The organism is Streptomyces monashensis, assembly GCF_001866665.1.
Lineage (GTDB): Bacteria > Actinomycetota > Actinomycetes > Streptomycetales > Streptomycetaceae > Streptomyces > Streptomyces monashensis.
Genome location: NZ_MLYO01000041.1, coordinates 143,772 through 157,071 on the forward strand (window position 1 = coordinate 143,772; position 13,300 = coordinate 157,071).

Below are 13,300 nucleotides of genomic sequence, written 5' to 3' on the forward strand. Positions count from 1 at the left end.
CGCGTGTGTTCAGCCGTGCCCAAGGATGCGCCGCAGCGCGCTCGTCAGCAGCCCTTCGGCGTCCGGGGCCGCCGACGCGTGCCGGAAGGCGACGACGCCGTCGGGCCGTACCAGGAGGGCACCGGCGTCGGAGACCTCGCTCAGTCGCGCCCAGTCGCCGTACGGGTCGTCGTACTCCTGGCCGGGGCCGATGACCACGGTGGCGATGTCGATCTCCTGCGCCTGTGCGGCTCGCACCCAGCCGTCGCCGCCGATGCCGGTCAGCAGGGTGAAACGGCCCCGGCCCACGGCGTCGAGCGTGGAGAGCCTGCGGGTGCCGGAGGTGATCCAGGCGTGCGGCAGCTTCGCGCCCGGGCGGGAGGAGGGCTGGTGGTAGAGCTCCGGGTCGCGGCTGAAGCCGGGGTCGGGGGTGCCGTCGGGCACGACGGCGTCCGAGTCGTACCGCTGGTTGAGGTCGACGCCGTGCGCGTTGAACTCGTAGACCTTGAAGGCGATCGCCTCGCGCAGCCGGGCGCGCTGCTTCGCGGCGGCCTCGGTGGCCTCCTTGCGGGCGGCGATATTGGCCCGCAGTTGTTCGGGGGTCTGCGGGGAGAGTCCGTCGAGCGCCTCGAAGACGGGGGTGGTCTCGCCGATGGACTTGTTGGCGCGGGTGACGATCTGCCGGCCGATCGGGGCGCGTTCGGCGGTGTAGGTGTCGAGGAGCCGGGCGTCGGCGGTCCCGTCGAGGACCATCCTGAGTTTCCAGGCCAGGTTGTACGAGTCCTGGATGGAGGTGTTCGAGCCGAGGCCGTTGGACGGCGGATGGCGGTGCGTGGCGTCACCGGCGCAGAAGACCCGGCCGTTCGCGTACGTCTGCGCGTACATCTCGTTGACCGTCCACGCGGAGGACGACCTGATCGTCACGGGGACGTCGTCGTCGCCGACCAGCCTGCGGACGACGGACTCGGCGTACTCGGTGGTCAGATCGGGGGCGCCCGCGGTGACGTCGTACCCCCACACGACCAGCCACTCGTTCCACGGCCGGACGCAGCGCACCAGCCCGGCGCCGATACCGCCGACCGTCGCGCCCGGCGCGAGCACCCAGTAGAGGGTGGACGGACGGTGCGCGGTGTAACGGGTCAGGTCCGCGTCGAAGACGATGTTGATGCTGCCCGCGACGCCCATCCGGCCGCCCATCGGCAGACCCGCGTCCTCGGCGACCTTCGATCGGCCGCCGTCCGCGCCGATCAGATACCGGGCGCGGATCTCGTACGTGTCCCCGCGCAGCCGGTCGCGGACGGTGGCGGTGACGCCGGCCGCGTCCTGGGTGTGGGAGAGGTACTCGGTCTCGAAGCGCAGCCGGGTGCCGCGGGCGACGGCGGCGTCGACGAGCACCGGCTCCATGAGGTGCTGGGGCATGTCGCACATGCGGGTCGGGCTCGCGAGGTCGTGTGCGGCCTGGACGAGCGGGTCGTTGCCCCAGGAGCGCACCCGGCCGAGTTCCTCCCCGGCCAGGCTGGTGCAGAAGGTCGTGTCGCCCATCAGATGCTGCGGGGTGGCCCGTGCGATGACGTCCTGTTCGACGCCGAGGTCGCGCAGCACCTCCATCGTGCGCTGGTTGGTGATGTGCGCGCGAGGCGTGTCGGCGAGGCTCGCACAGCGGGTCACGACGAGGTTGGGCACGCCGTAGGTGCTCAGGGCGAGTGCGGCCGACGCACCGGCGGGGCCACTGCCTACGATCAGGACGTCGGTCTCGACGACGGTGGACACGGGGTGCTCCTGAGGGGGAGAACGGACTTCAGGCATTCACGATCATGCTGCGGCGCACCGGGTCGCGGGTGTCTCATTTCGAGACAGCCCGGTCAACTCGCCTTCCCCGTGCGGCTGGGGCCGACTGCAGTTGTTGTCACTTCAACTTAATCCGGTAGGGTGCAAGGCGTCGTGACCAGCACACACCACACTCCCGCCGACTCCGCGCTCACTCCGCTGCGCCGGGCGCGCGAGCGGTTCCTGACAGGGCGTCCCCTGCCGGACGGCGTGCCGGACGAGGTCGTCGCCGCATGGCGGCGCGCCCGGTTCCTCGGGGTGCCGCACGACCTTGGGCAGCCGGCCACCGCTCCCGCCCGGCCGGCGGACTCGGCCCTGCTCGGCGCCGCCCGCCCCGTACTGGAGCGGCTGGCACCCGCCCTGGGGGCCGGCCGTTCGCTGCTCCTCCTCACCGACCACCGGCTGCGTGTGCTGTGGACGGGAGGCGGCATCCCGGGGCTCGAACCCTGCTCCGACCTCTCGGAACAGGAGGTCGGCAACAACAGCGCCGCCCTTGCGGCGCGCACCCGGCACCGGGCCGAGGTGCACGGCCCCGAGCACTTCCTCGACCGCTGGCAGGACCTCTCCGCGGTGAGCGTGCCGGTGCTCGCGCCGGACGGCGGGCAACTGGTCGGCACGGTGAGCGTCGTGACGGAGCTGTGCGGCGGGTGCCCGCCGCATCCGGGCGCCGCGCTCGCCGAGGCCGCCGCGCACGCGGTGGAAGTCGTGCTGCTCGCCCGGTCGCATACGACCGAACGGGCCCTGCTGGACGCCTACCGCCGGGCGACTCAGGGACCCGACCGCGCGGTGGCGGTCCTCGACGGCCGCAACCGGCTGCTCAGTCCGGCGGCGGAGCGATTGCTGTCCCCGCAGGCGCTGGCCGCGCTGGAGCGCCGGGCCGTGGCCGTACGCCGGCAGGGCACCCCGGTCGACGTGGTCCGGCTGCCCGAGGACGCGGGGTGCACCGCGCGGGTGACTCCCGTACGTCATGAGGGTGCCGTGATCGGGCTGGTTGCCCTGCTGGACCCGCTCGCCGACCCCGGATGCCCCGAGCCGCGCCGGTCCACGAGCCTGGCCGGTTCGTCGGTCGCCTGGCGGCACGCGGTGGCGCGTGCGCTCGCTCTGGCGGGCTCCGGGGGGCCGTTGCTGCTCGCGGGCGAGCGGGGCACGGGCAAGACGGCGCTGGCCCGTCAGCTGCCGGGCGGACGTAGCGCGCGCGTCGTCGACGCGGCGGAGGGTGGTGAACTCTCCTGCGTCCACGCCGAGTTGCTGCGGGGGAAACCGGTTCTGCTGCGGCACGCGGAGCGGCTCTCGCAGCCGGGGGTGGCCGCGCTCAACTCCCTGCTCGACACACACCCGCACGCGCCGCTGCTGGTGACCTACACGCCCGGCGCACCGCCCGGCCCCTGTCTCCAGCGGCTCCTGGACACGCTGGCCGCCCGCTCGGTGTCCCTGCCCGCACTGCGTGAACGCTCCGAGGACATGGGGGAGTTGCTGTCGACGCTGGCGCCCCGACCGGTGCCGGGACGGGCGCCGCTGGCCTGGACGCTCGACGCGCTGCGCGCGCTGGAGCAGCACCCGTGGCCGGGAAACATCACCGAACTCGCCCATGTCGTACGGACGCTGGCGGAGCACCGGCGGGTGTCCGGGCCGGTCCGGCGGGCCGAGCTGCCGGACCCGGTCCGGGAAGGGCCCGCCGAGCGCCGCCTCAGCACGATCGAGCACGCCGAACGCGCCGCGATCCTGGACGCGTTGCGCCGTCATGGCGGCAACAAGGCGCGCGCGGCGGCCGCTCTGGGCATCGGCCGGGCGACGCTGTACCGCAAGCTGCGGAGCTATCAGGGCTGAACGGCCCGCGGCGACAGAGCCCGCGTCGATAAAGAAGGTGCGGGCGTTCGAGCGGGTGGGATACGTTCCTGCCTGTTCGAAGGGGGACCCGAAGTGGCGAAACTGAACCAGATCATCGCAGTCGAGAAGGGTGTCAAGAGCAAGTCGCTCCAGGACATCACCGCGGCACAGCACAAGGTGCAGAAGCCGGCTCTGCTGGCCGGCATCTCGCGCACGTACCAGCCGAAGGACGAGGAGGGTGAGCACCTGCCGCCCGAGTCCACGCGCGTACAGGTGCAGGCCGAGGACGTACTGCGGGAGATGTCCGCGTCGCTCACCCGGCTCTTCGACGTGACCGCCACCAAGGACTGGGCGAACTGCGCGGCCCGCGCGGACGTCACGGTCGACGGCCGGACGATCGTCACCGACGTCCCGGTCAGCTACCTCCTCTTCCTGGAGAAGCAACTCACCGACCTGCACACGTTCGTCAGGAAGCTCCCCACCCTCGACGCCGCCGAGTCCTGGTCGCACGACCCCTCCACCGACTGGTGGAAGACGGACCCGGTGCGCACGATCCGCACCAAGAAGGTCCCGCGCAACCACGTCAAGGCGGAGGCCACCGAGAAGCACCCGGCGCAGGTCGAGGTGTACTACGAGGACGTACCCATCGGGTACTGGACGACCGTCAAGTTCTCCGGGGCGCTCCCGGCCCGGCGGGTCAACGAACTGGTGGAGCGCGTCGAGAAGCTCCAGCAGGCGGTGAAGTTCGCCCGCGAGGAGGCCAACGGCGCCGAGGTCACCGACCAGCGGATCGGCGACGCGGTGTTCGGCTACCTGCTCGGCTGACACCGGCCGACCGCAGGTGGCACCATGATCGCCCCCGCGTGCGAGCGCGGGGGTGCGCGACAGGCGCGGACCGGATTGAGGACCGGCCCGCGCGATGAGCGCAAGCTGACACTGAAGTTCAGCCTGAAGAAGCGGTGCCGCAACGGCGCCGCGGTCAATCTCAGACTCTCGCTCCAGTCTCAGCATCGCCGCCGATCGCCGGATCGACCGAGGCCGGACGAACGCCGTCGGATGCGAGTTCGACTCTCGCCTGCACCTCTCACGCGGTGCGGTAGTTCAAAGGAAGAACACGACGGCATGATGACTGATCCGTCCTCTTAAACGCCGCCGGCGTGCGCAATTGGGTGGCATCCCCAGGGGCCCGGGAGCTGGATACGACTCCCGGGCTCCGCCACGTTCATCGCCGCTGGAGGCAGGCCCGCCACGGTGGACGCGGCCCGCGAGGCCCGCGAAGCGGTGGCGGCACAGTTCACCCGGGCCGGTGTCGCTCCGGTTTCGGCTTTCGCGGACGCGGTGCTGCTGGTGGTCAGCGAACTCGTCACCAACGTGCTGCGGCATGCGGCAGGTTCCCCGGTGACGGACGTGGGGACAGCGATCACGGCCGGGAAACCGGTCGTCAGCGTCGAGGACGCCGAACCGCGACTGCCCTTCCTCACCGCCGACCGCATGGGCGCCGGGCTGCGGATGGCGGCCGAGCCGGCCTTGCGGAGCACTTCGAACGTGACCAACCATGGCGGCATTGTGTCCGGCAGACCGGCCCGGCGTCCTCCTGATATGCGCCACTGGGCCAAGTCACCGATGGAGCAGGCCCGTTCACGCCTCCGGCGTGTCCGACACCAGCCGGGTCCTGCATCTCGGCGATCTTCGCCAGCACATCCTGCTCCGCCGGCACCGCCCTGTCGTCGTTCCTCGCGAGCCCTCACACTCGAACGCGCCCTGTTCCTGTCCGGCACCGTGACGTCGGTGGCGCGAGGCGATATCGCATGGTGGAGTGCTGCTCTGACTACGCCTTCGCCAGGAGCGCTCGTACCTCGGCTGCCGATGCCGGGCCTGCTTTCAGGGAGAGGAACGCGGCTGGGGCAGCGCCGGCTGCCAGGGAGCCGAACGACTCGCTGGGCAGCTCCGTGTACGGGGCGCCGTATGCCGGCGTGCCCGGTGCGAACAGTCCGCCCTGTGCGAGTGATCCCGCGTCGACGGTGTCGTACCCGAGGGTGTCGAGTAGTTCGGTCGCGTGCCGCTTCGCCTCGTCGCTGTCCCCGGCGATGGGGAGCGCGGTGCGGTCCGCGGCGCCCGCCGGCCTGTTCAGGACGGCGAGGTGTGTGTGGTGGATGTTGTTGAACGCCTTTACGACCTGGGCCGATTCACCGAGGTACTGCTGGAGCAGCTCGCTGCTCGTGGTCGAGCCGTTGTCCAGGGCCTCGACCCTGCCGTCGCGCTGCGGAGAGTAGTTGCCGGTGTCGATGACCGTCTTGCTCGCGAGAGGCCGGCGCGGCAGGGAACCGTACGCTCTGAACGGCACGCTCACGACCACCCAGTCACCTGCTGCCGCGGCCTCTGCCGCTGTCGCCGCCCGGGCCCGGGGACCGAGTTCCGCGACCAGGGCGGCAAGCGTCCCTGGGCCGCGTGAGTTGCTGAGCACGATGTCGAGTCCGCTGTTCACGGCCAGTCGCGCGAGCGTGGTGCCGATCCGTCCGCTGCCGATCAGTCCTAAAGTAGCCACGCCGGGCCAACCAGTGGGGATGCGCACGTATTCCGTCCGAGCCCTGCACCGACGCGATCGTGGCATGCTGCCCGCCGAGGATCCGCTCGCCGTGCGGGTGGTGCTGTGCCGGGATGGTGAACTGCCGGGTGGCGTCGGGGACGCCGTACTCGCCCATCCCGCCCCGCGCGCCCGAGGCCACTTCGTGGTCAACCCCCATGGCGACCCCGCTCAGCGGGCGCGGCTGGTGGACGATCTGGAGTGGCTCGTCCGCCACCGTAAACCGCCGAATCCGCGACCCCGACCCTCAGGTCCGCGCCGTCTGCGCCCGCTCGCCGTACGCGGCCAACCGCTTCAGCCTCCGGGAGTCGGCTGATCAGGCGGCGGCAAGCCGGCCGCGCACCGGAGGCGCCGGGTCAGTTCGAGTCGTGGTCGGCGACAGTAACCACTGCGAGAACTCCGTCGACGTCGATGTCGTCGGCGTCCCCCGCGGCGAACAGTGCGGCATCCAGGTGGTCGAGGCGGACGGACTTCCGGCCGAGGGTGGCAGCCCCTTGAAGGACCACTGCGAGCACGCGCGTGCCGGCTTCCGGCCGCACCGTGACGCGATCGCGCACGATCCGGACCTGTGCCGACGCATCGGCGCGCCGCACCATGACGTTGAAGTCGACGATCGGGCCGCCGAGCAGCTCGCACTGTGTGTCGGAGTCACCGGCGAAGGCGAACGGCTCGTACGGGTCGGCCACCACATGCCGGGCACCGTCGACCGTCAGGGCCATGCCGGGACCGTCGACGACGGTGATGATCCTGTCCACGCCCTCGAAGACCGAGAACGGCCCGCTCCGCGCGACATCGGCAATGCTGACACGCCAGACGAAATCGTCGGTCCGTGCTCCCCCGGGGTGGGCGGCGACCTCGGAAGTGACACCTCCGCCGTTCTTCCAGGGCGCGGGAGTTCTGCCCTGCGCCCGCAGAAGCTGCAGTGCCATGCGCGTTCCTTCCGGACGGGACGCCCGCCGAGCCGTTCGTCGCGGCCCGGCGGCGGACAAGACGAGAGGACCGCGCGGGTCGGGCTGCGAACCCGGACCGTGAGGCCCTCGACACCGCACTGTACGCGACGTTCCTCAACGCCTCACAGGAGGTGCGACACAGGAGACCGGCCGGTCCCATCGAGTGTCGGCCGCGCCGCGAATGGCCCTCCCGTCGTTCTCGCCGCAGCCGTGGGCCTTCCGACTCAGCCCAGGTCGAGGGTGTTGGGCAGGCCCAGCCGGTAGCGCACCTCGTCGATCCGCTTCAGGGGCTCCATCTCCGGCGGCCGGTACAGCTCCCACACACGGCACCGCTCGGCATCCGAACCATCCGTGTCGAGCAGGGCGTTGACGGCTCGCCGTGCGGACTCGTTCGCGCCTTCCATGGTCGCGAGGTCGACGTCGGTGCGCACGTAGTCGCCCGCGAGGAAGAAGTTCGGGATCGCCGTCCGCGCCGAGGGGCGGTGGTAGAGCGTGCCCGTCGGGTGGATGAGGAGTTGTTCGCGGTTGTGCGGCTCGGGGCCGCCGAGGCCCGTCACCGCCGGGTCCATGAACCAGCCGAGGCGGTCCTCGTCCCTGAGTGTGGTCTTGCCCGTGTCGTTCAGCCCGTCCTTCAGCTGTGCCCACAGCTCGGCGACGATCTCGTCCCGGGTGCACTCCTTGGCCGTCTTGCCGTAGAGGATGCCGGGCTTGTCCCACTCCGAGATGATCGCGGAGAGACAGTCATGGGCCCGCCCGTCGCCGTAGTCGCGGGAGAAGTCCCGTACGTCCCAGAACTGCGCCTGGCCGACGGCCGTCACCGACCAGGGTGAGTCCAGGCAGTTGATGTGCCCGTGCACGACGGGCGTGGGCGTGCGCAGGTAGAACATCACGCCGGTCATCCAGTCCGTCTTCAGCGCGTCGCACCGGTCGAGCTGCGGGTCGGCGGCGCGCAGGGCCCTGCCCCAGGTGGCGCGGGCGTGTTCGACGGGCATGGCGCAGACGTAGTGGTCGGCGGTGACCGTGCGCTCGTGGCCGCCGTCGCGGGCCGCGACGCGGACGCCGGTCACCCGCCCGCCCTCGTACCCGATCTCCAGCACCTGCGTGCCGGTCACGAAGTCGACGCCGAGCGAGCGCAGATGCGCCTCCCAGGGGTCGATCCAGGCCTCGCTGGTGGGCGCGTTCAGGACGCGGTCGATGTCGGCGTCGCCGTCCAGCCCGCGGCCGAGCAGGCCCCACAGGATCAGGGCCTCGATGATGACGCGGCCGACGGTCCTGGTCGACGCCACCTCGGCGCGGGTGGCGACGAGGTTACGGGTCTGCCCGATGCCGAGGAGCGTCTGGTACTCCCTGCTCATCTCTCCCGCACGGATGAAGTCCCACCAGGCGACCTTCTCCCACTGGTCCTCGCGGCGGGCGTCGCAGCTGGTGAGGTGGACCAGGAGACGGTCGGCGAAGTAGGCCACCTCATGGGCGGGCAGCCGGGTGACCACGTCCAGGGCGGACAGGATCTGGTCGCGGATCCAGGACGCGGTGATGTCACCGGGCGCCGGCGGGGTCGTGACCCGGCGCAGCGGGAAGTGCAGGTCGGGGCGGCCCGAGCCACGGGCGAACAACTCCTCGGTGGCATTGCGGAGGTTGCCGTGGACGCCGGCGGCGTTGCCGGGGAAGGGGATGCGGCGCATCGTGTCCGGCAGGTTCCGGTAGAAGCCGGGAAAGAAGCGGAAGCCGTGCTCGCCGGGCAGCGGCTTGCGGCCGCCGGCAGCAGTGCCGGGGACGTCCATCGAGCGGGCCTTGCCGCCGAGGATGTCGTAGTACTCGTAGACGGTGACGGCGTATCCGCGTTCGGCGAGTTCGTGGGCGGCGCTGAGCCCGGAGACGCCGCCGCCGAGGACGGCGACGCGTCGACGCGAGGGCGTGCCCGCGGCTGCTCGCGCTGCGGGCCGTAACGCGGTCGCACCGACCGCGCCGCCGGCGGCCGTGAGGAAGCGTCTGCGGGAATGTCCGGCGGTCGGGTGGGGTTGCTGAGCGTGGTCTGTTGCCATGATTCCGGGAGGGTAGAGAGGGTTCCGGGAGCCCGGAAGCCTGTTTGTCGTCCTCCACAGCATCCTCACGTCGGTGGTGTCGGTCGGCACGGGGGCTCGCTCCCATGCCGCTCCGGGAACGGCGGGCCGCTCCTGGATCCCGACATCCGCGGCCGCACTGGCAGCCGGTGTCGTGCTTGCATGGACTGTGACCCGTTTCGCGGTGGTGGCCGCCTGTCTCGTCCTGGCCGTACACGCGGTGCTGACCCACCGATGGCACCGGGGTGAGAGGCAGCCTTTCGCGGGCAGCAGCTGTCCACCCACTCGGGTGGATCGGCGCACACTCCGGACTGAGGGGGTCAGTCGTCGGCTGCTTCGTCCTCGGGGCCGGCCGCGTCCCCGATGGCGACGCGCAGGTCGTGCATGCCTTGCAGGATGTCGATGAGGGCTTCTTCCGCCCCGCTCAGAGCGCGTCGGGTTCCCTCCGTATCGCCGCGTTCCGCGTGCAACTGGGCGCCGAGCGTGTACACCGCTGTCATCACGGCGGCGAAGGCGGCCTCCCGGCCGGGCGGCAGCTCTTCCTCCTCGGGTTGGGAGATCTGCACCGCGGTGCGCTGCAGCCGGTTCGTCACGACGTTGACCTCGAGACCGGGATCCGTTCCCACCTGGTCTCCCCAGCCGAGCAACGTCTCGAGGACGTCCTCGATCTCCTCTTCCTCGGTCAGCCGGGTCGCGGCGGTGATCTCAAGTTCTGTCGTCGCCAGAAGACCGCCGAGCAGCCGCAGGCGGTCCTCTTCCTGTGGCCCCTCGGGCCGCTTCTTGGGATCTGCCGGCGATTCGGCCCCCAGCGCAGCCAGGGCTGCGTGGATCTGCTCAGTACGTACCGGGCTCCCGCTCCTGTTGCTCACGCACTCAGCTTCACCCAGCGAAGGCGCTACCGCCCGCCCAGACACCGTCGAGCACAGAAGACTTCCACCACCCAGACCAGTGCCCGACCGACGTTCACGCCTCCTCGACCCACTCGGCACGCATGGTTTCGCTCGTGGTCAGGGAAGCATCCGGAGTCTCGTGTCCGCTTCGTGATCGAGTGGTGCGCCGTGTGGCATCGGTGCTGGGCACAGGGCCATGGCGACCGCGTGGACGACGCTGTTGTGACAGAGCGGGCTGTGTTGGCCAGTCGGTGTTGGTGGATGAATCCACGTGACAGCAGGCCCAGTTGGGCATGAGGCTCAGACGGCCGCGGCAGTTCTGCCTCCACCCGGCGATCACTGTCTACGACAACGCCCCCTCAGTAGCTGACCGGTCCGACGCAGATGTCAGGCTCGCACAGGTCGTGACGGGTGTCGGGCAGGCGGGGGCCGTTGATGTCCAGGACGCAGTCCTGGCCGAGGTCCACCTCGACGCCCGCGGGTTCGAGCGCTCGGCGTAGGCGCTGTTGGATGGGCTCGCTGAGGAAGTGATGGTGCAGGTCCAGCTTCTTGAGGTGGGTCAGCGGTCGGCCGCCGAGGAGTGCGGCGGCGCCCTCGTCGCTGAGCATGCCCATGGACAGGTCGAGCACCTCGAGCTGACCGACCACCGGGGCGGTCGCCACGGCGACGGCGACCTCGTCCTGGATCTCGCTGTTGCGCAGGGCCAGGTGCCGCAGCCGGGGCAACCGGGCACCGGACAGAATCGGCTCCAGATCGGCCGCCGTGGAGTCCGCACCGTCGTCCGAGCGGCCCAGCCACAGTTCGAGGTGCTCCAGCGCGGGCAGTTCACTCGCGCCCAGACCACGCACGACGTCAACCGGCAGGCCACTGCTCTCCACGACCAGCCTGCGCAGCGAGCCGTGACGCAGCGCGGGGAACCTCAGCCTCAAGGTCTCGCCCATGCTGGTGCCCTCTCCCGCACGCACGCCGAACTCCTCCAGCGCGGGGAAGCCGGCCAGCAGCGGCGTGACGTCGGTCTGGCTGATCCGGGAGAGCTTGCACTCCTTGTCCGTGATGTCCCCGAGGAACATCGACCGCAGGGCGGGCAGTCGGTCACGCACGGCCAACAGCGCCTCGATGACCTCGGAGGGATCGGTGTCTTCCACGTCGTCCCAGATGCCGATGATCAGAGCGCGGACCCGTGCGAGGTCGACTTCGGCGCAGAAGCGGTCGAATGCATCACCCCACAGCTCGCTGGACGTCCACCTCTCATGGCCGATCCGCCAGGCCACGGTGTCGGGCTCAGGCAGCCTTGTCGTCTCGCCGGGCAGGGGGAAGGTGAATGCGGGGAGACCGGACAGTGCCTCGAGGTGGTCGTCCTGGGTCTTCATGCGGGCCGCTCCTGGCGTGCGATGTGTCGACGTGTCAAGGGGTGGTGCGGGCAGCAGTTCTACCAGTGACGAGCGGGCGGCGTCTGTTGTCGGGGGATTTCGGGCCAGGCCAGCGGGGCGCATCGGCAGCGGGCGTGATGTCGGGCCGCCGACTACCTCGTGGTGGCACGGAACCACGAGGTGTCGGAGTGGGAGCGGAACGTCGGCGGTGACCACAACCTCGAGGCGCGCTGGGCCCTGGATGGGCCAGATCGCGTCAGGGCTGGGCGGGCAGGGACGAGCAGGTGGAGGGAGCCGGCCTGCCGGAGAGGCGGTCGGTCAGCCAGCCGATGGCGTCGCCCTGGTCGGTGAGCAGCGGGGCGAAGTGGTTGAGCAGGGCGCTGCCGACGTCGGGAAGCACGACGGGCTGGTACGTGATGTCGGCTCCCTTGCGGCACCAGTCGACGGCGAGTTGACGTGCCTGGGCGTGCGGGACGAGGTTGTCGCTGGCGCCCGTCGCGACGCGGACCGGCCCGGACGGTTTCAGTGTGCCGATGCGCTGGTGGTCCAGGAACTGCTGCAGCGTGGGAGTGGCGGCGATGATGTCGCTGATGGACCGTCCGTCGGTCGTCCACTTGGTGCTCTTCGCGTACCCGTAGCCGAAGATCGCGTCCCCGACGCACATGGTCGACAGATCGGACAGGGCGGCTTTGCCGGCGGTGTTGAGGTGTGCCTCGGCGATGGGCCTGAGCGAGGGGTCGGACTGGAGGAATCCGTTCAGGGACCAGCCCAGCGCGCCGGCCAGCTCGCTGCCGTCGATGGCCTTGGTGACCGCGGTCAGATCGGCGGGCGGCGCACCCGCGTAGGTGCCGGAGAGTGTGACGTCGGGGGCGTAGGAGGCCTGGAGTTCGGCCGCGGAGGCGGTGGCGCCGCCGCCCTGGCTGTAGCCGAACAGCCCCACCCGGGAGTCGTGGGTGACGGAGGCTCCGGGCACCGAGCGGGCCGCGCGGACGGCGTCGAGCACCGCGTGCCCCTCGTCGACGCGGTTGACGTAGGTGTGCAGCCGGTCGGTCGCACCGAGGCCGTCGTAATCCGTGACGACCACGGCGACGCCCCTCGTAAGGAGGCGGTAGATCGCCAGATCCTCGTAACCGACCGATGTCGTACGGCCGTTGATCGTCAGCGGATGCTCCAGTCCCAGGGACGCGGCGCACTGGTCGCCCTGGCCCATGGTGCCGGGGGCCAGGGCGACCAGGGAGCGTGGGCCGCCGCTCTTCCAGGTGGCGGACGGTTCGATGTAGGCGCCGGTGACGGCCACCGGTTTCCCGTTGGAGTCGGTCGACTTGTACATCAGGCGGGTCGCGCGGCCGGGGAGCGGTCCGTCGAGGCCCGGCAGGCTGAGGGCGAGCGGGAGAGGCTCGGAGCGGACGAGGGTGCCGTTGGCCGCGGGCAGTTGGGCGGGCGGGTTGTAGAAGGCGGGGATGGTGACGCCGCGGGAGACGACCTCGTCCGCCGCCGAGGCCGCGGTGTTCGAGAGGGCCTGGGCGCCGAGGCAGGCGGCGGCGGTGACCGCCGCCGCGAGGAGCCGTTTGCGTGGGGGCATGGCGAACCTCCTGTGATGCGGCCGGTGGAGAGATGCACAGGTGAAGGGGGCGGCAGGCGAGCACGGCCGTCCCACGGGCCGGCTCACGCCACTGGGGAGTGGTTCGCCAGAACCTTACGCACGAGTAAGTTACTCGTGGTAGCACTCTGTGGATTACGGTTCGGCAATGTGGCTCGTCGCCTCATTTCGTTGGACGTGGACGCGCAGGCCGACCGGGACGCCGGCGGCCGT

General features: G+C 70.9%; 10 protein-coding genes. 3 read left to right on the forward strand and 7 right to left on the reverse strand.

Features of this window, described 5'->3' with window-relative positions; genetic code table 11:
- Window positions 1-9: 9 nt before the first annotated feature.
- The gene (locus BIV23_RS25255) at window positions 10-1,749 is read right to left on the reverse strand and encodes an FAD-dependent oxidoreductase (RefSeq protein WP_177240025.1); all 1,740 of its coding nucleotides are present in this window, start codon (window positions 1,747-1,749) and stop codon (window positions 10-12) included.
- 171 nt (window positions 1,750-1,920) lie between these two features.
- Here BIV23_RS25255 and BIV23_RS25260 point away from each other — a divergent pair, with 171 nt between their 5' ends.
- Both BIV23_RS25260 and BIV23_RS25265 read left to right on the forward strand, forming a co-directional pair.
- Window positions 1,921-3,633 (forward strand): sigma-54-dependent Fis family transcriptional regulator, encoded by a 1,713-nt coding sequence (locus BIV23_RS25260; RefSeq protein WP_071383236.1) that lies wholly within the window; start codon window positions 1,921-1,923, stop codon window positions 3,631-3,633.
- Window positions 3,634-3,726: 93 nt separating this feature from the next.
- Window positions 3,727-4,458: a DUF7873 family protein gene (locus BIV23_RS25265; protein ID WP_071383237.1), complete on the forward strand. Its 732-nt coding sequence runs from the start codon at window positions 3,727-3,729 to the stop codon at window positions 4,456-4,458.
- A 1,003-nt stretch (window positions 4,459-5,461) separates the two neighbouring features.
- Here BIV23_RS25265 and BIV23_RS25270 read toward each other — a convergent pair.
- Entirely contained in the window at window positions 5,462-6,178 is a 717-nt protein-coding gene (locus BIV23_RS25270; RefSeq protein ID WP_071383238.1) for an NADPH-dependent F420 reductase, read from the reverse strand.
- A 64-nt stretch (window positions 6,179-6,242) separates the two neighbouring features.
- Here BIV23_RS25270 and BIV23_RS49710 point away from each other — a divergent pair, with 64 nt between their 5' ends.
- Window positions 6,243-6,533, forward strand: coding sequence for a hypothetical protein (locus BIV23_RS49710; RefSeq protein WP_143079109.1), 291 nt, complete (start codon window positions 6,243-6,245; stop codon window positions 6,531-6,533).
- 40 nt (window positions 6,534-6,573) lie between these two features.
- On the opposite strand, the gene BIV23_RS25275 is transcribed toward BIV23_RS49710, so the two are convergent.
- The 5 genes from BIV23_RS25275 to BIV23_RS25295 form a co-directional block, all read right to left on the reverse strand.
- Window positions 6,574-7,146, reverse strand: coding sequence for a HutD/Ves family protein (locus BIV23_RS25275; RefSeq protein WP_107471248.1), 573 nt, complete (start codon window positions 7,144-7,146; stop codon window positions 6,574-6,576).
- Between the two features lie 245 nt (window positions 7,147-7,391).
- Complete coding sequence (locus BIV23_RS25280) at window positions 7,392-9,209, reverse strand: hydroxysqualene dehydroxylase (protein WP_071383239.1); 1,818 nt, start codon at window positions 9,207-9,209, stop codon at window positions 7,392-7,394.
- A 338-nt stretch (window positions 9,210-9,547) separates the two neighbouring features.
- Complete coding sequence (locus BIV23_RS25285) at window positions 9,548-10,096, reverse strand: hypothetical protein (protein WP_071383240.1); 549 nt, start codon at window positions 10,094-10,096, stop codon at window positions 9,548-9,550.
- 380 nt (window positions 10,097-10,476) lie between these two features.
- The gene (locus tag BIV23_RS25290; RefSeq protein ID WP_177240026.1) at window positions 10,477-11,487 is read right to left on the reverse strand and encodes an STM4015 family protein; all 1,011 of its coding nucleotides are present in this window, start codon (window positions 11,485-11,487) and stop codon (window positions 10,477-10,479) included.
- A gap of 256 nt (window positions 11,488-11,743) precedes the next feature.
- Window positions 11,744-13,069 carry a lipase family protein gene (locus BIV23_RS25295; RefSeq protein ID WP_071383241.1) on the reverse strand — a complete coding sequence of 442 codons (1,326 nt, stop codon included), beginning with the start codon at window positions 13,067-13,069 and terminating at the stop codon, window positions 11,744-11,746.
- Window positions 13,070-13,300 lie beyond the last annotated feature (231 nt).